At 73.9% G+C, this 25,471-nt stretch carries 29 protein-coding genes; 12 read left to right on the top strand and 17 right to left on the bottom strand.

Translation table 11 applies throughout. The features are described 5' to 3' along the window. The first annotated feature begins 19 nt into the window (after positions 1–19). The 4 genes from ACFWPT_RS26875 (at position 20) to ACFWPT_RS26860 (ending at position 3,853) form a co-directional block, all read left to right on the top strand. Positions 20–559 (top strand): hypothetical protein, encoded by a 540-nt coding sequence (locus ACFWPT_RS26875; protein ID WP_380378433.1) that lies wholly within the window; start codon positions 20–22, stop codon positions 557–559. Between the two features lie 129 nt (positions 560–688). After that, positions 689–1,993 (top strand): magnesium transporter MgtE N-terminal domain-containing protein, encoded by a 1,305-nt coding sequence (locus tag ACFWPT_RS26870; RefSeq protein WP_380378435.1) that lies wholly within the window; start codon positions 689–691, stop codon positions 1,991–1,993. Positions 1,994–2,042: 49 nt separating this feature from the next. After that, positions 2,043–2,636 carry a DUF1003 domain-containing protein gene (locus tag ACFWPT_RS26865; protein ID WP_380484855.1) on the top strand — a complete coding sequence of 198 codons (594 nt, stop codon included), beginning with the start codon at positions 2,043–2,045 and terminating at the stop codon, positions 2,634–2,636. A gap of 56 nt (positions 2,637–2,692) precedes the next feature. Beyond that, positions 2,693–3,853, top strand: a complete 1,161-nt coding sequence (locus tag ACFWPT_RS26860; protein WP_063347929.1) for an Mrp/NBP35 family ATP-binding protein — start codon at positions 2,693–2,695, stop codon at positions 3,851–3,853. 70 nt (positions 3,854–3,923) lie between these two features. On the opposite strand, the gene ACFWPT_RS26855 is transcribed toward ACFWPT_RS26860, so the two are convergent. The 4 genes from ACFWPT_RS26855 to sigE form a co-directional block, all read right to left on the bottom strand. Further along, the gene (locus ACFWPT_RS26855; protein WP_063347930.1) at positions 3,924–4,601 is read right to left on the bottom strand and encodes a hypothetical protein; all 678 of its coding nucleotides are present in this window, start codon (positions 4,599–4,601) and stop codon (positions 3,924–3,926) included. Positions 4,602–4,823: 222 nt separating this feature from the next. Beyond that, entirely contained in the window at positions 4,824–5,261 is a 438-nt protein-coding gene (locus ACFWPT_RS26850; RefSeq protein ID WP_063347931.1) for a sec-independent translocase, read from the bottom strand. 154 nt (positions 5,262–5,415) lie between these two features. Continuing rightward, entirely contained in the window at positions 5,416–6,447 is a 1,032-nt protein-coding gene (locus ACFWPT_RS26845; protein WP_380378436.1) for a zf-HC2 domain-containing protein, read from the bottom strand. Continuing rightward, positions 6,444–7,172, bottom strand: a complete 729-nt coding sequence (sigE, locus tag ACFWPT_RS26840) for an RNA polymerase sigma factor SigE (protein ID WP_371522687.1) — start codon at positions 7,170–7,172, stop codon at positions 6,444–6,446. Before sigE ends, ACFWPT_RS26845 begins: the two co-directional genes overlap by 4 nt. 312 nt (positions 7,173–7,484) lie before the next feature. Here sigE and ACFWPT_RS26835 point away from each other — a divergent pair, with 312 nt between their 5' ends. Beyond that, positions 7,485–8,093, top strand: a complete 609-nt coding sequence (locus ACFWPT_RS26835; RefSeq protein ID WP_244293377.1) for an O-methyltransferase — start codon at positions 7,485–7,487, stop codon at positions 8,091–8,093. Between the two features lie 198 nt (positions 8,094–8,291). On the opposite strand, the gene ACFWPT_RS26830 is transcribed toward ACFWPT_RS26835, so the two are convergent. Then, complete coding sequence (locus ACFWPT_RS26830) at positions 8,292–8,459, bottom strand: DUF3117 domain-containing protein (protein ID WP_014137929.1); 168 nt, start codon at positions 8,457–8,459, stop codon at positions 8,292–8,294. A gap of 297 nt (positions 8,460–8,756) precedes the next feature. Here ACFWPT_RS26830 and ACFWPT_RS26825 point away from each other — a divergent pair, with 297 nt between their 5' ends. Next, positions 8,757–9,557, top strand: coding sequence for an enoyl-CoA hydratase-related protein (locus tag ACFWPT_RS26825; RefSeq protein WP_380484829.1), 801 nt, complete (start codon positions 8,757–8,759; stop codon positions 9,555–9,557). 22 nt (positions 9,558–9,579) lie between these two features. Here ACFWPT_RS26825 and ACFWPT_RS26820 read toward each other — a convergent pair whose 3' ends face one another. Both ACFWPT_RS26820 and ACFWPT_RS26815 read right to left on the bottom strand, forming a co-directional pair. Then, positions 9,580–10,173, bottom strand: a complete 594-nt coding sequence (locus ACFWPT_RS26820) for a DNA-3-methyladenine glycosylase I (RefSeq protein ID WP_380378439.1) — start codon at positions 10,171–10,173, stop codon at positions 9,580–9,582. After that, entirely contained in the window at positions 10,170–10,610 is a 441-nt protein-coding gene (locus ACFWPT_RS26815; RefSeq protein WP_063347936.1) for a DivIVA domain-containing protein, read from the bottom strand. Before ACFWPT_RS26815 ends, ACFWPT_RS26820 begins: the two co-directional genes overlap by 4 nt. 178 nt (positions 10,611–10,788) lie before the next feature. Between ACFWPT_RS26815 and folP the strand changes: the two genes are divergently transcribed. Continuing rightward, the gene (gene folP, locus ACFWPT_RS26810) at positions 10,789–11,601 is read left to right on the top strand and encodes a dihydropteroate synthase (protein WP_380484853.1); all 813 of its coding nucleotides are present in this window, start codon (positions 10,789–10,791) and stop codon (positions 11,599–11,601) included. Positions 11,602–11,623: 22 nt separating this feature from the next. On the opposite strand, the gene ACFWPT_RS26805 is transcribed toward folP, so the two are convergent. Together ACFWPT_RS26805 and dapE are read right to left on the bottom strand one after the other, a co-directional pair. Then, positions 11,624–12,433 (bottom strand): TIGR00730 family Rossman fold protein, encoded by an 810-nt coding sequence (locus ACFWPT_RS26805; RefSeq protein WP_350879904.1) that lies wholly within the window; start codon positions 12,431–12,433, stop codon positions 11,624–11,626. Positions 12,434–12,556: 123 nt separating this feature from the next. Next, positions 12,557–13,633 (bottom strand): succinyl-diaminopimelate desuccinylase, encoded by a 1,077-nt coding sequence (dapE, locus tag ACFWPT_RS26800; protein WP_380378442.1) that lies wholly within the window; start codon positions 13,631–13,633, stop codon positions 12,557–12,559. Positions 13,634–13,802: 169 nt separating this feature from the next. Between dapE and ACFWPT_RS26795 the strand changes: the two genes are divergently transcribed. Both ACFWPT_RS26795 and ACFWPT_RS26790 read left to right on the top strand, forming a co-directional pair. Then, on the top strand, positions 13,803–14,867 hold the full coding sequence (locus ACFWPT_RS26795) for a hypothetical protein (protein ID WP_380484827.1): 1,065 nt from the start codon (positions 13,803–13,805) through the stop codon (positions 14,865–14,867). Positions 14,868–15,146: 279 nt separating this feature from the next. Then, complete coding sequence (locus ACFWPT_RS26790; RefSeq protein WP_380484825.1) at positions 15,147–15,914, top strand: hypothetical protein; 768 nt, start codon at positions 15,147–15,149, stop codon at positions 15,912–15,914. A gap of 63 nt (positions 15,915–15,977) precedes the next feature. Here the strand turns inward: ACFWPT_RS26790 and dapC are convergent, their stop codons facing one another. Together dapC and fdxA are read right to left on the bottom strand one after the other, a co-directional pair. After that, positions 15,978–17,126 (bottom strand): succinyldiaminopimelate transaminase, encoded by a 1,149-nt coding sequence (gene dapC / locus ACFWPT_RS26785; RefSeq protein WP_380484823.1) that lies wholly within the window; start codon positions 17,124–17,126, stop codon positions 15,978–15,980. Between the two features lie 20 nt (positions 17,127–17,146). Next, positions 17,147–17,473, bottom strand: coding sequence for a ferredoxin (gene fdxA, locus ACFWPT_RS26780; RefSeq protein WP_030061559.1), 327 nt, complete (start codon positions 17,471–17,473; stop codon positions 17,147–17,149). 131 nt (positions 17,474–17,604) lie between these two features. Between fdxA and ACFWPT_RS26775 the strand changes: the two genes are divergently transcribed. Together ACFWPT_RS26775 and ACFWPT_RS26770 are read left to right on the top strand one after the other, a co-directional pair. Then, entirely contained in the window at positions 17,605–18,618 is a 1,014-nt protein-coding gene (locus ACFWPT_RS26775) for a GNAT family N-acetyltransferase (RefSeq protein WP_380484821.1), read from the top strand. 87 nt (positions 18,619–18,705) lie between these two features. Next, entirely contained in the window at positions 18,706–19,578 is an 873-nt protein-coding gene (locus tag ACFWPT_RS26770) for a transglutaminase family protein (protein ID WP_380484818.1), read from the top strand. Positions 19,579–19,641: 63 nt separating this feature from the next. Here ACFWPT_RS26770 and ACFWPT_RS26765 read toward each other — a convergent pair whose 3' ends face one another. Beyond that, positions 19,642–20,271 (bottom strand): response regulator, encoded by a 630-nt coding sequence (locus ACFWPT_RS26765; RefSeq protein WP_380484816.1) that lies wholly within the window; start codon positions 20,269–20,271, stop codon positions 19,642–19,644. An 80-nt stretch (positions 20,272–20,351) separates the two neighbouring features. Here ACFWPT_RS26765 and ACFWPT_RS26760 point away from each other — a divergent pair, with 80 nt between their 5' ends. Further along, on the top strand, positions 20,352–20,852 hold the full coding sequence (locus ACFWPT_RS26760; RefSeq protein WP_380484814.1) for a GNAT family N-acetyltransferase: 501 nt from the start codon (positions 20,352–20,354) through the stop codon (positions 20,850–20,852). 37 nt (positions 20,853–20,889) lie between these two features. Here the strand turns inward: ACFWPT_RS26760 and ACFWPT_RS26755 are convergent, their stop codons facing one another. The 5 genes from ACFWPT_RS26755 to ACFWPT_RS26735 all read right to left on the bottom strand — a co-directional run. After that, positions 20,890–21,240, bottom strand: a complete 351-nt coding sequence (locus ACFWPT_RS26755) for a hypothetical protein (RefSeq protein WP_380378450.1) — start codon at positions 21,238–21,240, stop codon at positions 20,890–20,892. 14 nt (positions 21,241–21,254) lie between these two features. Further along, positions 21,255–22,517 carry a sensor histidine kinase gene (locus ACFWPT_RS26750; protein ID WP_380484812.1) on the bottom strand — a complete coding sequence of 421 codons (1,263 nt, stop codon included), beginning with the start codon at positions 22,515–22,517 and terminating at the stop codon, positions 21,255–21,257. Positions 22,518–22,525: 8 nt separating this feature from the next. After that, positions 22,526–23,248, bottom strand: coding sequence for an ABC transporter permease (locus ACFWPT_RS26745; protein WP_363372553.1), 723 nt, complete (start codon positions 23,246–23,248; stop codon positions 22,526–22,528). After that, on the bottom strand, positions 23,245–24,192 hold the full coding sequence (locus tag ACFWPT_RS26740) for an ATP-binding cassette domain-containing protein (protein WP_380378453.1): 948 nt from the start codon (positions 24,190–24,192) through the stop codon (positions 23,245–23,247). Before ACFWPT_RS26740 ends, ACFWPT_RS26745 begins: the two co-directional genes overlap by 4 nt. A gap of 205 nt (positions 24,193–24,397) precedes the next feature. Then, positions 24,398–25,471 (bottom strand): S9 family peptidase (locus tag ACFWPT_RS26735; protein WP_380341365.1); only part of this gene is annotated, 1,074 nt, incomplete at its 5' end.

Below are 25,471 nucleotides of genomic sequence, written 5' to 3'. Positions count from 1 at the left end.
AGGTCGTACGCTGGGCGCCATGGACCGTACGCCCGCCGCCGCGACCGCCGACGACTTCCTCGACCAGGCCCTGCTGGAGGAGGCCGCGAAGAAGTCCGGCCTCCTCTGGGTCCGCGCGGACGGCCAGGAGCAGGCCCGCCCGCTCTGGCACGCCTGGCACGACGGCGCCGTGGTGGTGGTCGGCGAGGGCGGCGAGCAGCCGCTGCACGGCCTGACCGCCGGAGCCGGCGCGGTGGTGACCGTCCGCAGCAAGGACAAGGGCGGCCGGCTGACCGGCTGGAGCGCCCGGGTCTCGGAGCTGGCCCCGGGCGGCGAGGCCTGGCTGGGCGCCGTCGAGGAGCTCAAGGGCAAGCGGCTGAACGCGCCCGACACCGACACCATCACCGACCGCTGGGCCCGCGAGTGCCGGGTGCTGCGCCTGGAGCCCGCCGGTGCGCTGACCGAGCGTCCGGGCGCGATGCCGGACGGCTCGCACGCCGCCCAGCCGATGCCCACCGCGGCCACCACCCGCCGCCCCGTCCCGGCCGGTCTGCCCAAACTGCTGTTCAAGCGCCGCTAAAGATTCACGCCCGGGACTCCTCGGCTGTGTACCGTGCCTCGTCGGGCCGGGCTCGCGACACGCGGGTAGCCTTGCCCGCAGGTGCGCCCCGGCGTACCCGGCACGGCGTCGAACGAGTAGAGGGAGTTCATGGCAGGGCCAGGCACCCGGGTCTTCATCTCCCACCTCTCCGCCCTCGCCGTCTTCGACCCGAACGGCGACCAGGTCGGCCGGGTCCGTGACGTCGTCGTCTCGCTGCGGCTCGGCGGCCGCCCGCCGCGGGTCCTGGGCCTGGTGGTCGAGGTGGTCGGCCGGCGCCGGATCTTCCTGCCGATGACCCGGGTGACCAGCCTGGAGTCCGGCCAGGTGCTCGCCACCGGCGTGATCAACCTGCGGCGCTTCGAGCAGCGCCCGTCCGAGACCCTGGTGCTCGCCGAGCTGCTGGACCGCACCGTCACCTGGTCCAAGACCGGTGAGGACGTCACCGTGCTGGACGTCGGGATGGTGCAGACCCGGATACGCGAGTGGGAGATCAGCAAGGTCTTCGTCCAGGTCGGCCGGGCCGGCCGGCTGCGCAAGGGCAAGGGCGAGCGGCTCACCCTGGACTGGCAGGACGTCACCGGCTTCACGCTGCCCGAACAGGACCAGGGCGCCGCCAACCTGCTCGCCACCTTCGACCAGCTGCGCGCCGCCGACCTCGCCAGCGTCATGCACCACCTGTCCGCCAAGCGCCGCGCCGAGGTGGCCGCCGCGCTCGACGACGAGCGGCTCGCCGACGTCCTGGAGGAGCTGCCCGAGGACGACCAGGTCGAGATCATCGGCAAGCTCAAGGACGAACGCGCCGCCGACGTCCTGGAGGCGATGGACCCGGACGACGCCGCCGACCTGCTCTCCGAACTGCCCGCCGACGAGGCCGAGCGGCTGCTCCAGCTGATGGAGCCGGAGGAGGCCGAGCCCGTCCGCCGCCTGCTGTCGTACGAGGAGAACACCGCCGGCGGTCTGATGACCACCGAGCCGGTCGTGCTGGAGCCGGACGCGACCGTGGCCGAGGCGCTCGCCCGCATCCGGGTCTCCGACCACAAGCCCGCGCTCGCCGCGCAGGTGTACGTCTGCCGGCCGCCGAACGAGACCCCGACCGGCAAGTACCTGGGCACCGTGCACTTCCAGCGGCTGCTGCGCGAGCCGCCGTACGTGCTGGTCGGCTCGCTGGTCGACGACGACCTGGACCCGCTGCCGCCGGACACCCCGCTGTCGCTGATCACCAGCTACCTGGCGACCTACAACCTGGTGTCCGCGCCGGTCGTCGACGAGGCCGACCACCTGCTCGGCGCGGTGACCGTCGACGACGTGCTCGACCACCTGCTGCCGGAGGACTGGCGCGAGTCCGTCCTGCACGGCCACGACGACACGGACGACACGGACGGCACGAGGGAAGAGGTGCACGGTGGACGCTGACCGCAAGGGGCGGCGGGACGAGTCCCCCCGCCAACGCATCCAGAGCGAACTGCGGGAACTGCGCCAGCTGCGCGAACTGCGCGGCCGGGAGGGCGGCCGGGAGCGGCGCGCCGAGATCTCCGTGGCCGGCCCGGCCCGCACCCGGCTCGACCAGCCCCGCACCGCCAGGCCCGGGCTGATCTCGCTGCCCGCCTACGACCCGGAGGCGTTCGGCAAGCTCTCCGAACGGATCGCGCGGTTCCTGGGCACCGGCCGCTTCATCGTCTGGATGACGGTGGTGATCATCATCTGGGTGGCCTGGAACACCCTGCTGCCGGACAACGTGCGCTTCGACAGCTACCCCTTCATCTTCCTCACCCTGGTGCTGTCCCTCCAGGCCTCCTACGCGGCCCCGCTGATCCTGCTCGCGCAGAACCGCCAGGACAACCGGGACCGGGTCAACATGGAGCAGGACCGGGCCCGCAGCGACCGCAACATCGCGGACACCGAGTACCTGACCCGCGAGGTCGCGGCCCTGCGGCACGGTCTCGGCGAGGTCGCCACCAGGGCCTTCATCGCCTCGGAGCTGGGCAGTATCCGCTCCGAACTCCAGTCCCTCCTCAAGGAGATCGAGGAGCGCCGGGAGCCCTCCGAGACGCTGTGACCGGCGGCACGCTACCGGCGGGTTAGGGGATCCCCCGAGCGCCGTACCATCAAGACATGGCCAACGAGACAGAGGTCGCGGCCGGCGTCACGGAGGAGTCCGTACGCCAGGCGCTGGCGACCGTCAACGACCCGGAGATCAACCGCCCGATCACCGAGATCGGCATGGTGAAATCGGTCGGGATCGCCGAGGACGGCGCGGTGCGCGTCGCGGTCTACCTGACCGTCTCCGGCTGCCCGATGCGCGACACCATCGTCACCCGGGTCCGCGAAGCGGTCGGCCGCGTGCCCGGTGTGACCGGCGTCGAGGTCGAGCTCGACGTGATGAGCGACGAGCAGCGCAAGGAGCTCTCCCAGCTGCTGCGCGGCGGCGCCCCCGAGCGGGAGATCCCGTTCGCCAAGCCGGGCACGCTGACCCGGGTCTACGCCGTCGCCTCCGGCAAGGGCGGCGTCGGCAAGTCCTCCGTCACGGTCAACCTGGCCGCCGCGATGGCCGCCGACGGCCTGAAGGTCGCCGTCGTGGACGCCGACATCTACGGCCACAGCGTGCCCCGCATGCTCGGCGTCGAGGGCCGGCCCACCCAGGTCCAGGACATGATCATGCCGCCGCAGTCGCACGGCGTGAAGGTCATCTCGATCGGCATGTTCACCCCGGGCAACGCCCCGGTGGTCTGGCGCGGCCCGATGCTGCACCGCGCGCTCCAGCAGTTCCTCGCCGACGTCTACTGGGGCGACCTGGACGTCCTGCTGCTGGACCTGCCGCCCGGCACCGGCGACATCGCGATCTCGGTGGCCCAGCTGGTCCCCAACGCGGAGATCCTGATCGTCACCACCCCGCAGATGGCCGCCGCCGAGGTGGCCGAGCGGGCCGGCACCATCGCGGTGCAGACCCACCAGAAGATCGTCGGCGTGATCGAGAACATGTCCGGCATGCCGTGCCCGCACTGCGACGAGATGATCGACGTCTTCGGCACCGGCGGCGGCCAGACCGTCGCGGACGCGCTCACCCGCACCGTCGGCGCGACCGTCCCGGTGCTCGGCTCGATCCCGATCGACGTGCGCCTGCGCGAGGGCGGCGACGACGGCCGCCCGGTCGTGCTCGCCGCCCCCGACTCCCCGGCCGGCGCCGCCCTGCGCGCCGTCGCCGGCAAGCTCGGCGGCCGCCAGCGCGGCCTCTCCGGGCTCTCCCTCGGGCTGACCCCGAAGAACAAGTTCTGACGACGCGTCGCCGAAGGGGCCGGGTGGTTCGACCACCCGGCCCCTTCGGCGTGCTCGGCGTCCTCGCGCCCTACGGGCGGGTGTAGGCGGTCAGGTCGGGGGCGGTGGCGAAGCCGGCGCCGTAGGCGCTGACGCCGCGGCCGTAGGCACCGAGCAGGACGCCGGGGGCCTCGCCGGCGAGCACCCAGCCGTACTCGGACTCGCGGTAGCGGAAGGGCTGCGGCAGGCCGTTCACCGGGAGGCTGAGGGTGGACCAGCCGGGGCCGGCCAGGTCGTCGGCGAGGTCCCACGCGAGGGTGCTCTGCTGGTCCAGCCAGTCCTGGCGCAGCGCGCGGTCGAGCTGGCCGGGCCAGGTCGAGGCGAGCAGGCCCGAGCCGGCCAGCCAGGCGGCGGAGGAGGCGGAGGTCGCCTCCAGGGTGCCGGTGTTGTCGGCGCTGCGGCGGCTGTCCCGGCGGGCCACCGTGACCACGACCGCGAACCTGCGCATGTCGCGCGGCTCGTACTGCCTGGCCGGCTCCTCGCCGTGGCCGAGGCTGCCGTAGTCGACGCTGCCGGGCGCCCCGGCCCGGGGGCCTCCGGCGCCGGCCTGCATCAGGTAGCGGCGGCCGGTCCAGCCGTCGTCCAGGCCGTACCAGGGGAAGTCGGCGGACAGGTAGGGCACCAGCGGGTCCGCCGGGCCGGCCTGTCCGCCGACCACCGGTCCGCCGGCCGTGGCCGTCGTCCCCACCGCCTGACTCGTCGCGTCCATCCCCGGGCCTCCTCAAACACACGTTTGCCTGCCGTGGCGCGCTCCCATCGTGGCGTACCGCGGCGTTCCCGGGAGCCGTTCCTGGTCCGCGACAGCGCGGAATGTGACGGACGGCTCAGCGGGAACAATCAGCACAATAGCGGCGCACACGCCGCCGCCCCGCTCAGCCGGGCGGCCGGGCGGGGCGGTGGCGTGGTCGTACGGGGCGTGACCGGGGGCCGGTCAGGTCGCGTCGGGGTCGAACGGGGGCCGCTCGCCGGGCTGCAACGGCGCCCCGGTGGAGGCCGCCACCGGGGCGGCGGCCTTCTCGAAGCTGACGCTGCCGTTGCGGCCGTTCACCGGCGCCGCCGGCTTGTCGTCCAGGACGGAGCGGATGTCGAGCGAGTCCTTCATCTCCTTGAGGCCCAGCGGGTCCTCCTCGTCGCCCAGGAGCTGCTTGCGGACGAAGGTCTTGGGGTTCAGGTCCTCGAACTCGAAGTCCTTGAACTCGGGGCCCAGCTCGCTGCGGATGTCCTCCTTCGCGTTGTCGGCGAAGGAACGGACCTTCCGGATGAAGCCCATGGTGTCCTGGATCAGCTTCGGGAGCTTGTCGGGGCCGAAGATGATGATCGCCATCACGGCCAGGGTCAGGATCTCCAGCCCGCCTACATCGCTGAACACCTAAGCTCCCTAGCTCGTCGGACGACGGTCCCTACAGGGTAATGGCCATCGGCGGGTCCATGGTCCACGCTGCGATGAAGCCGTGGTAAAGACCTGCCGATGGCCGAGATCGTCGCGACCGGGGCGCGAGCGGCGCTCCAGGCCCGGACAGGGCCTAGCGGGTCTGCTGGCGCAGTGCGGGCAGGCCGCCCGAGTTTCGCTCCGAGGCCGGCGGCGGCGTCGCGTCGCGGGTCGCGGCGACGGGGTGGGCCGGGAAGTCCACCGGGATCTGCGCGGTCATCGGGACCAGGCCCCCGCCGCGGCCCGTGCCGCCGCTGTTGCCGACCGTGCTGACCGGGTTGCCGTGCTGGTCCTCGCTCTGCGCGCTGAGGCCGCCGACCCCGCCGAGCGTGACCGCGGCGACCGAGAAGGCGCCCGCGGCGGCGAAGACGAAGCGGCGCCCGCGCGGCGCGGCGGAGCGTACGGCGGCGGCGGCCGGGCGGGGCCGGGCGGGGCTCTCGGGGCGGGCCGCGGCCTCGGGGCGGCCGTTGCGCCGGCCCATCAGGGGCCGCAGCACCGCGCCGCCGCGCCCGAACGCCCGCGGGTCGACCCCGGGCACCGGGGTGTCGGCGCCGAGCGCGCCCGTGCCGAAGGAGGCGCCTGCGCCGCGGCCGAAGGAGCCGCCGGTGAGCCGGCTGCCGCCGAGCGTGCCGCCGGCCGCGACCCCGCCGCCGGGCAGGTCGTCGTCGTCACCGCGGCTGCCGCGCCCGACGGGCCAGTCGGCCTCCGCCGGATCGTCCGCCGGCAGGGCGCCGACGGCCATCAGCCGGGCCATCAGGCCGGAGGACGGCCCGGGGGTGCCGGTGCGGGTCAGCAGGTGCTTGACGGCCCGGCCCGCGTCGACCTCGGCGAGGCACTGCGGGCAGGTCGCCAGGTGGGCCTGGACGCGATCGCGCGAGTCGTGGCCGAGTTCGCCGTCCAGGAACGCGGAGAGGCGCTCACCGAGGTGGTGCTCCTCGGCGGCCGGCTCGGCGGGGCGCACCGGCACCGCGCGCAGCGCCGTCTCGCCCGGCAGCGGGAGCGCGGGCAGGACGGGCTCGCCCGGTTCGTCGCCGCCGCGGCGGCCGGGCAGGGCCCAGCCCCGCCTGGCCGCCGACCGGCCGGACGGGTCCGGCTGGCCCGGCCCGGACCGGCCGGTTCCGCTCACGATCGCCTCCGTCCGCGCGCACCCGGCGCGAGCGCGCCCTCGACGGCGGCGCCGACCGGCACCGGCTCCTCCGAGCCGCCGCGGCGCTCGCGCCCGGGGGCCGAGCCGGGGGCACGGTGCTTGAGCGCGGCGCGCAGGTGCGAGCGGCCGCGGTGGATGCGGCTGCGGACGGTGCCGAGCTTGACGCCCAGCGTGGCGGCGATCTCCTCGTAGGACAGTCCCTCGATGTCGCAGAGCACCACGGCGGCGCGGAACTCCGGGGCGAGGGTGTCCAGGGCGTGCTGCACGTCGGCGTCGAAGTGGGTGTCGCTGAAGTGCTGGGCCGGGCTGGGCTCGCGGGAGGCGAGCCGCTCGGCCGCGTCCTCGCCGAGCGCGTCGAAGCGGATGCGCTGGCGGCGGCGGACCATGTCCAGGAACAGGTTGGTGGTGATCCGGTGCAGCCAGCCCTCGAACGTGCCGGGGGTGTAGGTGGACAGCGAACGGAACACCCGGACGAAGACCTCCTGGGTGAGGTCCTCGGCGTCGTGCTGGTTTCCCGTCAGGCGGTACGCGAGGCGGTAGACCCGGGCGCTGTGCGCCTCGACGATCTCCTCCCAGGAGGGCGGAGTCCAGGTCTGCGCGTCGGGGCCCTCGGTGAAGGTCGCGAGGGCGGGGGCCTCGGTGGTACCGGCGGCCGGCGTTGCGGCGGCGGGCTGGTCCAGGTCGGAGTGCGCAGGCTGGTTCATCACGGGCTTCGGCGTACGGGCCGACGCGGTGCAGCGGGAGTGCCGCCGCACGGGGACGTCGCCCTCGGCCACACCTCCTCGGTCGGCTCTTCTGCCCAGCAGGGCCACCACCATATCCACCTCACCCGTCAAGCCCGGATAAAAGTGCCCGGGAGGTCTCCCGTACCCGGTCCTTCGTGACAACGGCCCGCCGCCGTACGCGGTTCCCGGTCGGCCAGTAATCTGTGCCAGGAAATATCGACTTCCCTCGGCACCGGGCCGTAACCCGGGGCTCCGAAAGAGGCAGCCATCAGCGAGTTCGGGCCCGAGCGTGTGGCCCTCGCCGACACCTACGTCGGCGAGGACGCGGTGCTGACCTACGCCCGGGCGCAGTCCGCGCGCACCGGGATACGGGCGATCGGGCCCAGCGGCGGGGCGTGCCTGCGACTGCTGGCCGCGGCACTGGACGCCAAGGCGGTGGCCGAGATCGGCACCGGGACGGGCGTCTCCGGGGTCTACCTGCTGCGCGGCATGCGGCCGGACGGCGTGCTCACCACGGTGGACTCCGAACCGGTGCGCCAGCAGCTGGCCCGCGAGGCGTACCACGCGGCCGGATTCGCGGCCAACCGCTCGCGGTTCATACCGGGCCGGGCGCTGGAGGTGCTGCCCCGGCTCGCCGACGGCCAGTACGACCTGGTGTTCTGCGACGGCGACCCGGCCGAGTCCCGGGAGTACCTGCTGGAGTCGCTGCGGCTGCTGCGGCCGGGCGGGATGGTCTGCTTCGAGGGGGTGTTCCAGGAGGGCCGGCTGGCCGAGCCGGAGCTGCAGGACCCCCAGACGGGCGCGGTGCGCGACCTGGTCCGGGACGTCCGGGAGAGCGAGGCGCTGCTGCCGGCGCTGCTGCCGGTCTCGGACGGGCTGCTCTGCGCCATCAAGCGGTAGGACCGTCGAGCGGCAGGGCCGTCAGGCAGTGGGACCGTCAGGTGGCGGTCCCGCCGCCTCAGGCCGCGGCCGCCGGGCGCCTGATGCGCCGGGCCCCTGAACGCCGCAGGGCCCCAAACGCCGCGGGGCCCGGGCCGACATGACGTCGTACCCGGGCCCGGCAGCACATCTCCAGGAGATGACGAGCACCCGCTGCGGTCAGCCGCAGGCCTTCTTCAGGGCCTCGCCGAGGGCGTCGGCCTCGTCAGGTGTGAGCTCCACCACAAGGCGTCCGCCGCCTTCGAGCGGAACGCGCATGATGATGCCCCGTCCCTCTTTGGTGACTTCGAGCGGGCCGTCACCCGTCCGCGGCTTCATGGCCGCCATGCTCGTTCCCCTTCCTGCAACCGCTCAGCTACGCACCGGCAGTCCGTCCACCGCCGGTATCGAACGCATTGATCGGAAGCCATTATCCCGCATGCCACGGGCTGATGACCAACATCACTCTCGGTGCAACATCGGCCGGACCGCCCCCAAGCGCCGCAATTGCCGTCATAAGCCCCGGCGTGGCGGCGGTGCGCGGGCCGCCGAAAGGTGCGATACCTCACACTCCTCACCCGGCCGTCCGCTCCGGCATCCTGGCACTCGACCGACACCGAGCCGACCACCGGGGAGCCCTCGCCCATGTCCGATTCCGTGCTGTACGAGCTGGACGGCGGCCTGGCCGTCATCACCATCAACCGCCCGGAGGCGATGAACGCCCTCGACGTAGCGACCAAGATCGCACTGCGGGACGCCGTGGCCGCCGCGGCCGCGGACCCGGCGGCGCGGGCGGTGCTGCTGACCGGGGCCGGCGAGCGCGCGTTCTGCGTCGGGCAGGACCTGAACGAGCACCTGACGATGCTGAAGCGGGCCGACGAGACCGGCGAGGGCGCGCTGCGCACCGTCGCCGAGCACTACAACCCGCTGGTGCGGGCGCTGGCCGGGATGCGCAAGCCGACCGTCGCCGCGGTCGGCGGGGTGGCGGCCGGCGCGGGCGCCTCGCTGGCCTTCGCCTGCGACTTCCGGGTCCTCTCCGACCGGGCCGGCTTCAACACCGCCTTCGCCGGGATCGCCCTGACCGCCGACTCGGGCGCCTCCTGGACGCTGCCCCGGCTGGTCGGGCACGCCAGGGCCACCGAGCTGCTGATGCTGCCCCGGACGGTCAAGGCCGCCGAGGCGCTGGAGCTGGGCCTGGCCACCAGGGTGGTGCCGGCCGGGGAGCTCGCCGCCACCGCGCGGGCCTTCGCCCAGGAGCTGGCCGCGGGCCCCACGGTGGCCTACGGCGCCATCAAGGAGTCGCTGGCGTACGGCGCCTCGCACTCGCTGGACGAACTGCTCGACAAGGAGGACGAGCTGCAGACCCTGGCCGGCGAGAGCGAGGACCACCGGATCGCGGTCCGCGCCTTCATCGCCAAGGAGAAGCCGCAGTACCTGGGCCGCTAGGCCCCAGGCCCTGCCCGACCGGTCAGACCGGGCGCGCGGTGCGGACGTGGCAGTCCGCCAGGTGGTCGTCGACCAGGCCGCAGGCCTGCATCAGGGCGTAGGCGGTGGTCGGGCCGACGAAGCGGAAGCCCTCCTTCTTCAGGGCCTTCGCGAGCGCGGTCGACTCGGGCGTGACGGCCGGCACCTCCCCCGTCGTGCGGGGGGCCGGCCGGTCCGGGGCTCCGGCGAACTGCCAGATCAGCGCGTCCAGCCCGCCGTCCAGGTCGCGGGCGACCCGGGCGTTGGCGATGGCGGCCTGGATCTTGGCCCGGTTGCGGATGATGCCGGTGTCGGCGAGCAGCCGCTCCACGTCCGCCTCGCCGAACTCGGCGACCTCGGCGATCCCGAAGCCGGCGAACGCGGCCCGGAAGCCCTCCCGGCGGCGCAGGATGGTCAGCCAGGACAGCCCGGACTGGAACGCCTCCAGGCAGACCCGCTCGAACAGGGCGTCGTCGCCGTGCACCGGACGGCCCCACTCGGTGTCGTGGTAGGCCCGGTAGTCGTCGGTCGACTCGCCCCAGGCGCAGCGGCGCAGGCCGTCCGCGCCGAGCACCGCGCCCTCGGTGAGGGCGGTCACCGGTCGTTCACCGGTTTCGCGTCCTCGGGCCGCTCCTGCTCGGGCCGCTCCTTGGTGAGCGCGACGGCCGGCTCGACCACCTTCGCGAACTCCTCCAGTCCGGGCAGCGGTTCGGCGCCGGCGTCCGGGCCGTCGGTCGCCTCGACCGCGCCGCGCAGGTGACCGGCGGCCTCCAGTTCGGCGATCCGCGAGTCGCGGTAGGCGAGTTCGGCGCCGAGGCGGTCCAGGACGTCGTCGACCTCGTCCATCCGGTAGCCGCGGACGGCCATCGGCAGCCGCAGGTCGTCGACGTCCGCCTTGCTCAGCGGACGGTCCTGCGGCAGCCGGGCCGCGAGGCGGTCCTGCACCGCCTCCGGCATCGAGCCGCCCCCGCCGAGCGCCACCAGCGCGGCGCCGCCGACCACCACGGCCATGGCGACCACGATCACCCAGAACACGAGCTGTCCTCCCGAACTCCCGGCCGGCCTGCTGCGAAGTGCCCCCGACCAAACTGATCATGACAGCATGGTCCCTGTGAGGCCGGGGGCCATCATCGCACCCGCAGCAGCTGTGGAGGAGACATCGGTGGCACTGCGCCTGGGACCGCGGGAATTCGGTGACGACGAGCTGGTGATCATGGCGATCGTCAACCGGACGCCGGACTCGTTCTTCGACAAGGGGGCGACCTTCGCGGACGAGGCCGCGTTCGCCGCCGCCGACCGCGCGATGGCCGAGGGCGCGGCGATCCTGGACATCGGCGGGGTGAAGGCCGGGCCCGGTGACGAGGTCACGGTGGAGGAGGAGCTGCGGCGCACCGTGCCCTTCGTGGCCGAGTTGCGCAAGCGCCACCCGGAGGCCGTGATCAGCGTCGACACCTGGCGGCACGAGGTCGGCGAGGCGGTCTGCGAGGTGGGCGCCGACCTGCTGAACGACGCCTGGGGCGGGGTGGACCCGGAGCTCGCCGAGGTGGCCGCGCGCCACGACGTCGGGCTGGTCTGCACGCACGCGGGCGGCGCCGAGCCGCGCACCCGGCCGCACCGGGTCGGCTACCAGGACGTGATGGCGGACATCCTGCGGGTGACCGTCGGGCTGGCCGAGCGGGCGGTGGGGCTGGGTGTGCGGCGGGACGCGGTGATCATCGACCCGGGGCACGACTTCGGCAAGAACACCCGGCACTCGCTGGAGGCCACCCGGCGGCTGCCGGAGATGACCGCGACCGGCTTCCCGGTGCTGGTCTCACTGTCCAACAAGGACTTCGTCGGCGAGACGCTGGACCGGCCGGTGAACGAGCGGCTGCTCGGCACCCTGGCCACCACCGCGGTCTCGGCCTGGCTGGGCGCGCAGGTCTACCGGGTCCACCAGGTCGCGGAGACCCGCCAGGTGCTGGACATGGTCGCCTCGATCCGGGGCACCCGCCCCCCGGCGGTCGCCCGCCGGGGGCTGGCGTAGGCGGCCCGGAGGGCCGGAGGGCCTAGATCTGGTTGGTCGGCCGGCGGGTGTCGGCGAGGATCTTCATGACCTCGTCGATCTCGTCGGTGATGTGGAACAGCTCCAGGTCGTGCGGGGCCGCCTTGCCCTGCGCGACCAGGGTGTTCTTCAGCCACTCGTAGAGGCCGCCCCAGTACGCGCTGCCGAAGAGGATCACCGGGAAGCGGGTGACCTTCTTCGTCTGCACCAGGGTGAGCGCCTCGAACAGCTCGTCCAGCGTGCCGAGCCCGCCGGGCAGGACCACGAAGCCCTGGGAGTACTTCACGAACATCGTCTTGCGGACGAAGAAGTAACGGAAGTTCAGCCCGAGGTCGACGAACTCGTTGAGGCCCTGCTCGAAGGGCAGCTCGATGCCGAGGCCGACGCTGAGGCCGCCGGCCTCGGAGGCGCCGCGGTTGGCGGCCTCCATGGCACCCGGGCCGCCGCCGGTGATCACCGCGTAGCCGGCCTCGGCGAGGGCCCGGCCGATGGCCACGCCGGCCTCGTACTCGGGCGAGTCGGCCGGGGTCCGGGCGGAGCCGAAGACGCTGATCGCGGGCGGGAGTTCGGCGAGGGCGCCGAAGCCCTCGACGAACTCGGAGGTGATCCGCAGCACCCGCCACGGATCGGTGTGCAGCCAGTCGGTCGGGCCGGTGGTGTCCAGCAGCCGCTGGTCCGTGGTGCTCGTGCCGACCTGGTCCCGGCGCACCAGCACCGGGCCCTTCTGCTTCTCGGGCCAGGCCTTCTTCTTCCGCGGCGCGCCGACCTGCTCGGGGCCGTGTCCGTAGTGCTTCTCGTCTCCTGTGCCTGTCATGACGAAACCCTACGTCCGGTGATCCCGGTTTTCAGGCAACAGGGGAAGGTCGGTTGGGCGACCGGAAGATGGCGCTCAGCCGATGATCGGCCGGTCGGACCGGCCGATCATCGGAGCGGCACCTCAGCTGGTCAGCCAGGCCCTCAGCCGGTCCTCGGTCTCCGCGATGGCGCTCAGCGAGCAGTGCTCCTCCCGCTTGTGCGCGAGGTTCGGGTCACCGGGGCCGTAGTTGACCGCCGGGACGCCCAGCGCGCTGAACCGGGCGACGTCGGTCCAGCCGAACTTGGCCCGGGCCTGGCCGCCAGTGGCCTCCAGGAAGGCCTGGGCGGCCGGCTGGGCGAGCCCGGGCAGCGCGCCCGGGGCGAAGTCGGTGACGGTCAGCTCGAAGCCGTCGAAGACCTCCCGCACGTGCTTCTCCGCCTCCGCCTCGCTGCGGTCCGGCGCGTAGCGGAAGTTGACCGTCACGACGCACTCGTCCGGGATGACGTTGCCGGCCACGCCGCCGTCGATCCGGACGGCGTTCAGGCCCTCCCGGTACTCCAGTCCGTCGATCTCCACCCGGCGCGGCCGGTAGTCCGCGAGCCGGGTGAGCACCTCGGCGGCGTGGTGGATGGCGTTGTCGCCGAGCCAGCTGCGGGCCGCGTGCGCGCGCACGCCGGTGAGCCGGATCTGCGCCCGCAGGGTGCCCTGGCAGCCGCCCTCGACGACCGCGCCGCTCGGCTCCATCAGCACCGCGAAGTCGGCGGTCAGCCAGTCCGGGTGCTCCCTGGCGAGGTGGCCGAGGCCGTTGCGGTGGGCCTCCACCTCCTCGCAGTCGTAGAACACGAAGGTGAGGTCGCGGTTGGGCTCGGTCAGGGTGGCGGCGAGCCGCAGCTGGACGGCGACGCCGGACTTCATGTCCGAGGTGCCGCAGCCGTAGAGCAGGTCCCCCTCGACGTGGGAGGGCACGTTGTCGGCGATCGGCACGGTGTCCAGGTGGCCGGCGAGCAGGACGCGCTCGGGGCGGCCGAGGGTGGTGCGGGCGACCACGTTGTTGCCGTACCGGTCCACGGTCAGGTGCGGGTAGCCGCGCAGCGCGGTCTCCACGGCGTCGGCGAGCGCCTGCTCGTCGCCGCTCACCGACGGGAAGTCGACGAGCCGGGCGGTCAGCGCGCCGCCGTCGAGGGTGAGGTCCAGGGGCGTCGGGTTCGGGCTGCTCATGGCGCCAGCCTAGTCCGCGGGGTGTGCGCCCGGCGTGGCGCTTGCGTGACGCGGGGCGCGGCGGCCCGCCCCGGAGCGAGCGGGCGGGTAACCGCAACCGGGTGGCGCCGCACACCCGTCCGAGTGGGTACGGTGTCGGATCAAGAAGCAAGGCGCGAGAGGGGCGACGGTGGCCAGGAGAAAGAGCGGCGAGGAGCTGGGCGAGGAGTTGGCGCCCCCCCGCCGCGGTCCACTGCGCGCGCTGTTGCTCGTGATCGTCGGCCTGCTCGGCCTCGCGCTGGTCGCGGGACTGGCCGTGGTCGGCATCTGGTGGTTCGGCTTCAAGCAGGGCGAGCCCGAGGGCTGCACGGTGAAGACCGCGGCCGGCAGCGGCACGTTGGAGCTCCCGCAGGCGGCCAACGCCGCGACGATCGCCGCGGTGGCGCGCTCGCGCGGGCTACCGGACCGGGCGACGACGATCTCGCTGGCCACCGCGATGCAGGAGTCCAAGCTGCGCAACCTCGCGGGCGGCGACCGGGACTCGATCGGCCTGTTCCAGCAGCGGCCCTCGATGGGCTGGGGCACGGCGCAGCAGATCGGGGACCCGGTCTACGCGACCAACAAGTTCCTGGACGGCCTGGTCAAGGTGCCCGGCTACACCCGGCTGCCGCTGACCGACGCGGCCCAGGCCGTGCAGAAGAGCGGCTACCCGCAGGCGTACGCCAAGCACGAGACCAAGGCGACGCTGCTCACCTCGGCGCTGGCCGGCCGGGAGCCCGGTTCGTTCTCCTGCGTGGTGCGCGATTACGCCAAGCCGGATCCGGCCGACTCGTCCTCCCCCACGGCGAGTGCCTCCGTCTCCCCGGCCGCCTCCCAGCCCACCGCCGCGGACCGGGCCCAGGTGCTGTCCGACCGGGTGCGCCGCGAGTTCGGCCGCACCGTGACCCCGGCCACCGGGTACGCCTCGACCATCAAGGGCGCCGAGAACGCGGTCTCGCTCACCCCGGACCCGTCCGCCGCCGCGCTGACCTCCTCGGCCGACGGAGCCGACGGCGGGATCACCGCCGAGCGGGCGAGCGGCTGGGAGGTCGCCCACTGGGCGGTCGCCCAGGCCCAGCAGCTGGGCATCGCGACGGTCGCCTACGACGGGAAGATCTGGCGCAAGGCCAAGTCGGAGGACGGCTGGCAGTCGCAGACCTCCGGGACGTCGACCAAGCTCGTTCAGGTCACCCTCGCCACGTCCGACAAGGGCTGACGAACCGACGTTCGGGTGGCCGCCGGACGGGTGAACCCGGTCAACCGCGGTGGACCGGGAGCCCGCCGTGGCGGCCCCGCTGGAGAACCGTCACTCCCCTTGCCCGGGGCCGGGTCCACGGGGGCCGTACGGGCCCGCCAGACGCCGTCACGCCGGTCCTACGATCCGATGGTCGGTCAGACACTTTCCTGATCCAGGCCGAAACCTTCTGGCTTCTCAAGCGGTAACACCGTCGTCCGCCCGGCGGACGTGACGGACCCAGACCCTCCGAGGAGCCCCATGTCTCACCCCCTCACGCGACGGATCGCCAGCGCCGCGCTGCTCGTGGCGGCCGGCGCGACCCCGCTGGTCGCGGCCGGCTCCGCGTCCGCCCTGGGCGGCGACGCCCTGCTGCCCAAGAGCGACCTGGTCGCGCCGCTGGGCCAGCTGACCAACACCGACACCGGTTCCACCCTCCAGCACACCACCCACCAGCTGGGCCAGGCCGCCGGCAGCACCGGCGCCGCCACCGTCGCCGCGGGCGTACCGGCCTCCGCCGACGCCGCCGGCAACATCGTCGCCCACCAGCTCCCCGAGGCGAACGAGAAGGCCAGCTCGCTGACCGCCCCGGTCGGCCAGACCGCCGCCACCACCGGCCAGCTCTCCGCCGTCACCCCGAAGGTCGCCTCCGCACTGGCCGGCAAGCTCGGCGAGGCCGTCACCGGCAAGGGCGTCGGCACCCGCAGCGCCGCGGCCAGCCCGGTCGGCGGGCTCGCCCAGACCGGCTCCATCGCCAAGGGCCTGCCCGGCGCCGACAAGCTCGCCGGCGCCGTCCCCGGCACCAACGCCGTCACCGACGCGCTGCCGCTCGGCTCCGTCGCGCGCGCGCTGCCCGCCCTGCCCGCCACCGACGTCCTGGGCCTGGCCGAGCACGGCTCGGCCAACCGCCTCGGCGGCGCCGACCTCGGCCCGAACAACCCGCTGTCCGGCCTCACCGGCGCGCTCGGCCCGATCGGCGGCCTGCTGGGCGGCGTGAACGGCGGCAGCATCAGCGGTCTGCCGCTGTAACCCGCCCCGGGTACGGCGAAGGGGCCGGTGTTCCGTTCGGAACACCGGCCCCTTCGGCGTCGGTCAGCGGGCCGCGTTCAGCCGCTCCACGGCCGCGGCCACCCGCTCGTCGGTCGCGGTGAACGCGACCCGGACGAAGCGCTCGCCGGCCGGCCCGTAGAAGTCACCGGGCGCCACCAGGATGCCCAGTGCGGCCAGCTCGGCCACGGTCTCCCAGCACGGGCGGTCCTGCGTCACCCACAGGTAGAGGCTCGCCTGCGAGTGCTCGACCCGGAAGCCGTACGCCTCCAGCGCCGCCCGCAGCGCCGAGCGCCGGGCCGCGTACCGCTCCCGCTGCTCCGCCACGTGCGCGTCGTCCGACAGCGCCGCGATCGTCGCCGCCTGGACCGGCGCCGGCACGATCATGCCGCCGTGCTTGCGGACCTCCAGCAGCTCCCTGACCACCACCGGGTCACCCGCCACGAAGGAGGCGCGGTAGCCGGCCAGGTTGGAGCGCTTGGAGAGCGAGTGGACGGCCAGCAGGCCCTCGTGGCCCGCGCCGCAGACGTCCGGGTGCAGGACCGAGACCGGCTCGGCGGACCAGCCCAGCTCCAGGTAGCACTCGTCGCTGACCAGCAGCGCCCCGTGCTCCCGGGCCCAGGCGACCGCCCGGCGCAGCTCGTCCCCGCCGAGCACCCGGCCGGTCGGGTTGGACGGCGAGTTCACCCAGAGCAGGCGCACCCGCGAACCGTCCAGCTCGTCCACCGAGTCGTACTCGACCGGCTCCGCGCCGCACAGCCGCGCGCCCACCTCGTACGTCGGGTAGGCCAGCCGCGGGTAGGCGACCTGGTCGCCCGGGCCGAGGCCGAGCTGGGTCGGCAGCCAGGCCACCAGCTCCTTGGAGCCGACGGTCGGCAGCACGGCCTGCGGGCCGATCTCGGCGCCGCAGCGGCGGTGCAGCCAGCCGGCGATCGCCTCGCGCAGCTCCACCGGGCCCCACACCGTCGGGTAGCCCGGCGTGTCGGTGGCGGCGGCCAGCGCCTTCTGGATCACCTCGGGGACCGGGTCCACCGGGGTGCCCACCGAGAAGTCGCAGAGACCGCCCGGGTGGGCCAGCGCGGTCGCCTTGTACGGCTCCAGCTTGTCCCAGGGGAAGACCGGCAGGAGGTCGGAAACGCGGCGCGCCGCCCCCGGGTGACCCGGGAACGGCGCGCGCGTGCTGTTGGTGTTCACAGCTCAGATGCCACCGATCGTCAGTGGTCGGCGTTCTGCGGCGGCAGAGCGGCGATGAAGGGGTGGTCGCGCTCGATCAGACCCAGCTTCGAGGCGCCACCGGGCGAACCCAGATCGTCGAAGAACTCGACGTTCGCCTTGTAGTAGTCCTTCCACTCCTCCGGGGTGTCGTCCTCGTAGAAGATCGCCTCGACCGGGCAGACCGGCTCGCAAGCGCCACAGTCGACACACTCATCCGGGTGGATGTAGAGCGATCGCTCGCCCTCGTAGATGCAGTCAACCGGGCACTCTTCGATGCACGCCTTGTCCTTCACGTCGACACAAGGCTGCGCGATGACGTAGGTCACGCTGTCGTTCCTCCTCGGAAGGGCCGTGGCGGCCCGTTCTGTTCTGCTCGCGTGCGCGGTGAGCGCGGCGTCGTCGATGCCCGCCCCTAGTATCGCGGGTCGGAGACCGCAAATGCACAGGAGGTGCCCAGATGACGGCAGGCGGCCCGGCCCAGGACCGTCCGGAGGTCCGGATAGATCGCTCTGACGTGGGACGACGTGTGTCCGTCCGCCGCCTCTCGGGGTTCGTGGACGACCGTCCGGTGTTCCGGGATTCGATCGGCGTGCTCACATCGTGGGACGATCATGGACTGACGGTCGCCCCGCGGACCGGCGACCCCGTCTCCTTCGCCGAGAAGCTGCTGGTCGCGGGCAAGGTCGTGCCGCTCTTCCCGGCCCGGCGCGCACCGCTGCCCGCCGCCACGCCCGTCGAACTCCAGCGGATCGCGGCCCGCGGCTGGCCCGCCGTCGAACAGGAGCCGCTCGGCGGGTGGACGCTGCGCGCCTCGGCCGGGTTCACCCGGCGCGCCAACTCCGTCCAGGCGCTCGGCGACCCCGGACTGCCGCTGCCCGACGCGCTCGCCGCCGTCCGCCGCTGGTACGCGGCGCGCGGCCTTCCCGCGTACGTCGAGGTGATCACCCCGGGCTCGCCGGACGAACTGCGGGCCGAGCTCGACCGGCTGGGGGCCGGCTACGCGCCCACGCTGGTGCGCACCGCACCGCTGGCCGGGCTCGCCCGGACCGGCTCCGGGCCCGAGCGGGTCCGGCTCGCCCGGACCGCCGACCCGGCCTGGCTCTCGCTCTACCGCCGGGTCGGCGAGGACGAGGCGCTGGAGCAGGCCGCCCGGCAGGTGCTGCACGGCGGGCCGTCGGTCTGGTTCGCCACCGTGCCGGGCGCCCCCGGACAGCCGCCGCTGGCGATCGGACGCTGCGTCATCGACGGGCCCTGGGCCTGCTTCGGCGCGATCGAGGTCGCGCCGTACGCCCGGCGGGCCGGGCTGGCCACGACCGTCATGGCGGTGCTCGCCGCCCGGGCCGCCGAGGAGGGGGCGACCGGCGGGTACCTCCAGGTCGAGGCGGACAACACCGGGGCGATCGCGCTCTATGACGGACTCGGCTTCACGACCAGTCACACTTACCACTACGCCCTTCTCCCCCAGGGGTAGCACCGCCCGCCCGCACCGCCGCCCTGCCCGCCCGCCGCTCCTCGCCCGCCTTTGCCCGCCCGCCGTACGAAAGCCGTCGCCGTCACCGTGACCGAGCAGAGCAGAGACCGCTTCCGGACCGCCGCCCGCGCCGAGCATCCCGACCCGGTGCTGCTCTGCCTGCTCGCCGCCGCCGAACACGGCCCGGTCCTCGACCCGGACGACCCCGGGGAACCGCCCAGCGTGGACGCCCTGCTCGCCGCCTGCGAGGCCGCCCTCGACCGGCACGCGAGCGCCGTCCGGATCGCCGTCGCCGAACGCGCCCCCGCCGGCCCGGAGGAGACCGCCGCCCTGCTCGCCGCCGTCCTCGGCGGGCGGGAACGCTTCCACGGGCGGCAGTCCGACTACCGGCGGCTCGAATCCTCGCTGCTGCCCGACGTGCTGCGGCGGCGGCGCGGACTGCCGATCATGCTGTCCCTGGTGTGGATGGCGGTCGGGCGGCGGGCCGGGCTCGCCGTCCACGGCATCGCGCTGCCCGGCCACGTCATCGTCGCCGTCGGAGGGCCGGGCGGCGGCGACGAGTACGTGCTCGCCGACCCCTTCCACGGCGGGCGGCTGCTCGACCCGGACGACGCCGAACGTCTGGTCCGCGGCGCCGGGCAGGAGTTCAGCCCCGACCTGCTCACCCCCGCCCAGCCGCTCGACCTCGTGCTGCGCGTGCTCGGCAACATCCGCGCCTGGGCCGCCGACCGCCCCGAACACGCCCGCACCCAGCTCTGGGCCACCGAACTCGCCCTCCTGCTGCCCCGCCACCCCGCCCAGCTCCGCCTCGAACGCGCCGAACTCCTCGTCCGCACCGGCGACTTCCTCGGCGGCTCGGCCGAGATGGACGCCTTCGCGCAGATCCTCGACACCTTCGACCCCGACACCGCCGCCAAGGTCCGCCAGGAGGCCCGGGCCGCCCGGCACCGGCTCAACTGACGACCGCCCGAGAACGCGCTCGGAGCCGGTCGAGAACGCGCTCGGAGCCGGCCGGGGGCGCGCTCAGAGCCAGCCCTTCTCCCGGGCGATCCGCACCGCCTCGGTGCGGTTGCGGGCCTCGGTCTTCTGGATCGCCATCGACAGGTAGTTGCGGACCGTCCCCTCCGACAGGTGCAGCCGCCGCGCGATGTCCGCGTTCACCGCCCCGTCCGCCGCCGCGCCCAGCACGTCCCGCTCGCGCGCCGTCAGCGGGTTCGCCCCCTCCGCCAGCGCGGCCGCCGCCAGCACCGGATCGATCACCCGCTCCCCGCGCAGCACCCGGCGGATCGCCTCCGCCAGCTCCGAGGCCGGAGCGTCCTTCACCAGGAACGCGTCCGCCCCCGACTCCATCGCCCGCCGCAGGTACCCTGGCCGGCCGAAGGTCGTCGCGATCACCACCCTCGTCCCCGGCGCGTTCTGGCGCAGTTCGGCCGCCGCCTCGATGCCCGTCATCCCCGGCATCTCGATGTCCAGCACGGCCACCTGCACCTCGTGCGCCAGCACCGCCGCCACCACCTCGTCCCCGCGCCCCACCTGCGCGACGACGTCGATGTCCCCCTCCAGCCCGAGCAGCGCCGCCAGCGCCTCCCGGACCATCCCCTGGTCCTCGGCGAGCAGCACGCGGATCAGGGCCCCGTTCTGAATGTCACTCATGGCCACGACCTTAGGGCGCCGGAGAGGCCGCGGAAGGAATTCGCCTGACTCGCCGAAGGCCTGCGGGCCAGACTGGCGGCATGCTGAACCTGGAACGCCTCCGCCCGGACCACGCCGACGCCCTGCTGGCCTTCGAGCGCGCCAACCGCGCCTGGTTCGCGCGGACCGTTCCGGACCGCGGCGACGCCTACTTCGCCGAGTTCCCGGCCCGCCACGCCGCCCTGCTCGCCGAACAGGACTCCGGCGCCTGCCGGTTCCACGTCGTCCTCGACACGGCCGGCGCCGTCCTCGGCCGCGTCAACCTCGTCGACATCGCCGACGGCACCGCCGAACTCGGCTACCGCGTCGGCGAACACGCGGTCGGCCGGGGCGTCGCCACCACCGCCGTCGCCCACCTCTGCCGGCTGGCCGCCGCGGACTACGCCCTCACGTCGCTGACCGCCGTCACCACCCTCGACAACCTCGCCTCCCGAGCCGTCCTCACCCGCAACGGCTTCACGGTCGTCGCCGAACTCACCCTCGACGACCGCCCCGGCCTCCGGTTCAGCCGCTCCCTCACCGACGGCCGGCCCTCGGAGTAGGAAGTCGGCCCGGCCGACTTCCCACTCCGGATGCGGGTCAGAGCCAGCGCTGGGCGGCCTCGACACTGTCGGAGCCACTGGTGTTGAAGGCGATGGCGGCCTGCGGGGCGTGGCGGCGGACGAGGTTGACGACGAGCTCGAAGAAGGGCAGGGCGGGTTCGGGCTTGCGGATGCCGCCGCCGATGACGACGACGTCCCAGTCCCGGCCGGCGAGGGCGGCGGTGATCGCGGGCCCGGCCGTCTCGTCGGGCGCGACCAGGGCCATCGCCGCGTCGATGCCGTGGTCGGCGAAGCGGGCGAGTTCGGCGTCGAGAACGGCCCGCAGGCCGTCGCCGTCCATGCCGGGGACGGTGTGCGGGTCGAAGCCGAGGACGAGTGCGGTAGCCATGCCGGGGAGGACGGTCAACCCGACCGGCCGGGTTCCGTGCCGGCCGGCGCGGTGACCGTCCGCAGCGGGACGAGGGCCCGGAGCCGGAAGCCCCGGCCCCGCTCGCCCGGCCCGGCCTCCAGCCGCCCGCCGACCAGGGCCAGCCGCTCCTCCAGGCCCGAAAGCCCGTTGCCCGGCTGGGACTTGCCCGGCCCGCGCCCGTTGTCGGCGATCTCCAGGACGGCGTAGCGCTCGCCGCCGCCCTCCCAGCTCTCGTCGGCCGTGACGGTGCAGACGGTGGCGCCCTCGCCGTGCCGGACGATGTTGGTGACGGCCTCGCGCAGGGCCCAGGCCAGCGCGCCCGCCTCTTCGTCGGCGAGCCCCGGCCAGGTGTCGGCCAGTTCCGGCGCGGTCTCCAGCCGGACCTGTGCGGCGGCCAGCGCGGTGCGGGCGGCGGCGAGTTCGACCGGCAGGGTGGGGCGGCGGAAGCCGGTCACCGCCTCCCGGACGTCGATCAGCGACTGCCGGGCGACCTGCTCGATGTCGGCGACCTGCGCCCGCGCCGCCTCGTCCTTGCCGGCGTCCATGAACCGCCCGGCCAGTTCGCTCTTCAGCGTGATCAGCGACAGCGAGTGCCCGAGCAGGTCGTGCAGGTCGCGGGAGAGGCGCAGCCGTTCCTCGGACGCGGCCAGGTGGGCGACGGCGGCGCGGGCCTCGCGCAGCTCCTTCATGGTGGCGACCAGCCGCTGCATGCCGGTCATCGCGGCGCCGGCGAGGAAGGTGGTGAAGGTCAGGGTGGGGATGGTGTCGCCGCCGGCGTGGCTCAGCACGCCGACGGTGGCGGTGAGCGCGGCCATGGCAGCGACGCCGGGCAGCGCGTAGCGCACCGGCAGGACCACGGCGACGCACACCGAGGCGTAGGTGAAGAGGGTCAGGAAGGACTCACCGAGAACGAAGGCCGAGACGATCGCGAGCACGACCATCGTCGCGACGATCAGCCGACAGGCCCGGGGCCGCATCCCGACCATCGAGCGGAAGATCACCAGCAGGACGTAGCCGCCGACGAAGACCGCCAGGCAGAGCCAGCCGAACACCCGGGCGGCCGCCCCGTGCCCGCCGTGCAGGAGGTTGCCCACCGGGTAGGCCAGGTAGATCGTCCACAGCAGCATCCAGCTGACCTTGACCAGCAGTTGCCGCCTGGTCTCGATCGGCGAGCCCGGGACGGTCATGAACGACGTGCGCGCCGGACCCGCCTCCGGCTGCTCGTCGGATCGGCGGGTCTGGCGCGGCTCGGTCATGTCGGTCATCATGCCTGGCGGGTGTCGCGGCGGTACAGCGCCGCCGCGGCGACGACGAACACCGCGAGGAAGGCGGCCAGTCCGGCGACCGCGCCGGTGTCCAGGGAGTGCCCGGGCCGGGTGAACGCGGCCAGTTGGTTGTACAGGTACACCGGATTGAACCGGGCGAACTTCTCCAGCGAGCCGCTCACCGGGAACCACGTCCCGCCGAACAGCGCCATCACCATGTAGGTGATCATCACGATGGTCTGCACCGAGTCCGGCGCCGCCGCGTACCCGAGCGCCACCCCGAGTGCCGCGAACACGAAGCTGCCCAGCCACAGCGCCGCCGCCAGACCGGCCCACTGCGCCGCGCCGAGCGACACGCCCTGGACCGCGCCGAGCGCGAAGACCACCAGGATCGCCGGCAGCGTGGTCACCGAGCTCGCGGCGATCTTGCCGAGGGTGTACGCCCGGCCGGGCAGCGCGGTGAGCCGCAGTTGGCGCACCCAGCCGCTCTTGCGCTCCAGCGAGATCCGCTGCGCGCTGCCGGTGAGCACCGCGCCGACCGCGCCGAAGGTGGCCATCGAGACCATGAAGTAGGTCTTCACCGACAGGCCGCCGGCCAGTGGGGAGGAGCCGTAGGCGTGGGTGAAGAAGAAGTACATCAGCGCCGGGAAGGCGATGGTGAAGACCAGGTAGCGCCGGTTGCGGAAGGTCCGCAGGATCTCCAGCCGGATCAGGGTGGTCATCGCACGGTCTCCTTCGCGTCCTCGTGCCGGTCCTGCGCGCCGGTGATCGTCAGGAAGGCCTGTTCCAGGCCGAGGCCGGTGACTTCCAGCCCGCGCGGGTACAGGCCCGCCCGGTAGAGCCCGGCGACGCTGGCGTCGGCGTCCGCGGTGCGGATCCGGACGGTCCGCACGCCCGGCACCCGGGCGGTGACGTCCAGGGACTGCACGCCCGGCAGCAGGCGTAGCACGTTTTCGTCGAACTCCCCGTCCACGTCGTGGAGTTCGAAGGCGACTCGACGGGCTCCGGCGCGCGCCTTGATCTCGGCGGAGCTGCCGTCGGCGATCAGCCGGCCCCGGTGCAGGACGAGGACGCGGTCGGCGATCGAGTCCGCCTCCTCCAGGTAGTGGGTGGCGAACAGCACCGTGCGCCCGGCGTCGGCCTGTGCCCGCATGCTCGCCCAGAACGCCTGCCGGACGGTGACGTCCATGCCGGTGGTGGGCTCGTCCAGCACGATCAGGTCGCTGTCGCCCGCGATCGCGAGTGCGAAGCGGACCCGCTGCTCCTGGCCGCCGGACAGCTTGTCGGCCCGGCGCTCGGCCAGTTCGGTGATCCCGGCGTCGGCCAGCACCTCCTTGACCGGCCGGCCGCGCGGGTGCACGGCGCGGGCGAGCTCGACCAGCTCGCGGACCTTGGCGTCGGCCATCAGCCCGCCGCTCTGCAGCATCGCGCCGACCCGGCCGGACACGATCGCCTCCCGCGGGGTGCCGCCGAACAGCGTGACGCTGCCCTGGTCGGGCTGGCGCAGGCCGAGCAGCAGGTCCAGGCTGCTGGACTTGCCGGCGCCGTTCGGGCCGAGCAGGGCGACGGTCTCGCCCGGGCGCAGCACGAGGTTGAGGTCGTCCACGGCGCGCACCCGCCCGTAGCTCTTGCCGACGCCGCGGAAGGCGGCCACTTCGGTGCTCATCGCCCTGCTCTTCTCTCCTGGTGGTGTCGCGCCCGTGGTCGCGATCGGTGTCGCGATCGGTGTCGTTCGCACCACCTCAGGGTCCCGTGCGGGCGGGGTGCGGCGGCAGTGTCCGCCGTCGTGCCTTCGGTATGACGGATGTCATGGCTGCGGCCGGTACCCGGGTCAGGGGTACCGGCCGCACAACCGCAGGTCAGGCCGGTTGTCAGAGGCCCAGCGCGCGCTTCACGAAGTCGACCTGGAGCAGCAGCAGGTTCTCCGCGACCTCCTCCTGCGGCGTCATGTGCGTGACGCCGGACAGCGGCAGCACGGTGTGCGGGCGGCCGGCCGCGAGCAGCGCGGAGGACAGCCGCAGGGTGTGCGCGGCGACCACGTTGTCGTCCGCCAGGCCGTGGATGATCATCAGCGGCCGCTCCAGCCCGGCGGCGTAGCCGGTCAGCGAGTTGGCCGCGTACACCTCGGGCCGCTCGGCCGGGTGGCCGAGGTAGCGCTCGGTGTAGTGGGTGTCGTACAGCTCCCAGTCGGTCACCGGGGCGCCGGCGACGGCCGCGTGGAAGACGTCGGGGCGGCGCAGCACGGCGAGCGCGGAGAGGTAGCCGCCGTACGACCAGCCGCGGATGGCGACCCGGCCGAGGTCCAGCGGGAACTCCTCGGCGAGCGCCTGCAACGCGTCGGCCTGGTCGTCGAGGGTGGCCCCGGCGAAGTCGAAGGCGATGGACTTCTCCCAGGCCGGGTTGCGCCCGGGGGTGCCGCGCCCGTCGGCGACGACCACGGCGAAGCCCTGGTCGGCGAACCACTGCGAGTTGAGGTGCGGGTTGTGCGCCTGGACGACGCGCTGGCCGTGCGGGCCGCCGTACGGGTCCATCAGGACGGGCAGCAGGCCGTCCCGCTCGCGGTCGTAGCCGGTGGGCAGGAAGACGGCGGACGGGATGCGGCGCTCGCCGGCGAAGCGGAACACCGGGCGGGCGGTGATGACCGGGGTCTCGGCGTAGGAGGCGATGGTGGCGACGTCGTCGACGACCACGCCTTCGGGCAGGTCGCGGGCGACCTGGACGAGGGTGCCGGGCAGGTCGGGCTCTGCGGTGGCGCGCACGGTGATCCCGCCCGCGTGCACGGCGCTGGTGACGGAGGTGAACGGACGGCCGTTGGAAGACTCCCAGCCGAGCCGCTTGCCGTCGTGGCTGATCCGGCCGACGGCGATCCAGCCGGGCTCGGGGTCGGTCTCCGCGGCGCCGCCGGAGGCGGTGAACAGCACCTCGGCGTCGGTGACGGCGACCAC

Source organism: Kitasatospora sp. NPDC058478 (assembly GCF_042720345.1).
Classification (GTDB): Bacteria; Actinomycetota; Actinomycetes; order Streptomycetales; family Streptomycetaceae; genus Kitasatospora.
The sequence above is the reverse complement of the archived record's forward strand: the minus strand, read 5'-3'. Positions and strand labels throughout refer to the sequence as shown.

Excerpts from the sequence above, each read along its gene's own strand:
- ACFWPT_RS26805 (WP_350879904.1), bottom strand. The coding sequence starts at position 12,433 with ATGACAGGCACAGGAGACGAGAAGCACTACGGACACGGCCCCGAGCAG.
- ACFWPT_RS26830 (WP_014137929.1), bottom strand. The coding sequence starts at position 8,459 with ATGGCGGCCATGAAGCCGCGGACGGGTGACGGCCCGCTCGAAGTCACC.
- ACFWPT_RS26875 (WP_380378433.1), top strand. The coding sequence starts at position 20 with ATGGACCGTACGCCCGCCGCCGCGACCGCCGACGACTTCCTCGACCAG.
- sigE (WP_371522687.1), bottom strand. The coding sequence starts at position 7,172 with ATGAACCAGCCTGCGCACTCCGACCTGGACCAGCCCGCCGCCGCAACG.
- dapE (WP_380378442.1), bottom strand. The coding sequence starts at position 13,633 with ATGAGCAGCCCGAACCCGACGCCCCTGGACCTCACCCTCGACGGCGGC.
- ACFWPT_RS26870 (WP_380378435.1), top strand. The coding sequence starts at position 689 with ATGGCAGGGCCAGGCACCCGGGTCTTCATCTCCCACCTCTCCGCCCTC.
- folP (WP_380484853.1), top strand. The coding sequence starts at position 10,789 with ATGGCGATCGTCAACCGGACGCCGGACTCGTTCTTCGACAAGGGGGCG.
- ACFWPT_RS26745 (WP_363372553.1), bottom strand. The coding sequence starts at position 23,248 with ATGACCACCCTGATCCGGCTGGAGATCCTGCGGACCTTCCGCAACCGG.
- ACFWPT_RS26825 (WP_380484829.1), top strand. The coding sequence starts at position 8,757 with ATGTCCGATTCCGTGCTGTACGAGCTGGACGGCGGCCTGGCCGTCATC.
- ACFWPT_RS26760 (WP_380484814.1), top strand. The coding sequence starts at position 20,352 with ATGCTGAACCTGGAACGCCTCCGCCCGGACCACGCCGACGCCCTGCTG.
- ACFWPT_RS26790 (WP_380484825.1), top strand. The coding sequence starts at position 15,147 with ATGTCTCACCCCCTCACGCGACGGATCGCCAGCGCCGCGCTGCTCGTG.
- ACFWPT_RS26855 (WP_063347930.1), bottom strand. The coding sequence starts at position 4,601 with ATGGACGCGACGAGTCAGGCGGTGGGGACGACGGCCACGGCCGGCGGA.
- ACFWPT_RS26740 (WP_380378453.1), bottom strand. The coding sequence starts at position 24,192 with ATGAGCACCGAAGTGGCCGCCTTCCGCGGCGTCGGCAAGAGCTACGGG.
- ACFWPT_RS26755 (WP_380378450.1), bottom strand. The coding sequence starts at position 21,240 with ATGGCTACCGCACTCGTCCTCGGCTTCGACCCGCACACCGTCCCCGGC.
- ACFWPT_RS26750 (WP_380484812.1), bottom strand. The coding sequence starts at position 22,517 with ATGACCGAGCCGCGCCAGACCCGCCGATCCGACGAGCAGCCGGAGGCG.
- ACFWPT_RS26860 (WP_063347929.1), top strand. The coding sequence starts at position 2,693 with ATGGCCAACGAGACAGAGGTCGCGGCCGGCGTCACGGAGGAGTCCGTA.
- ACFWPT_RS26765 (WP_380484816.1), bottom strand. The coding sequence starts at position 20,271 with ATGAGTGACATTCAGAACGGGGCCCTGATCCGCGTGCTGCTCGCCGAG.
- ACFWPT_RS26775 (WP_380484821.1), top strand. The coding sequence starts at position 17,605 with ATGACGGCAGGCGGCCCGGCCCAGGACCGTCCGGAGGTCCGGATAGAT.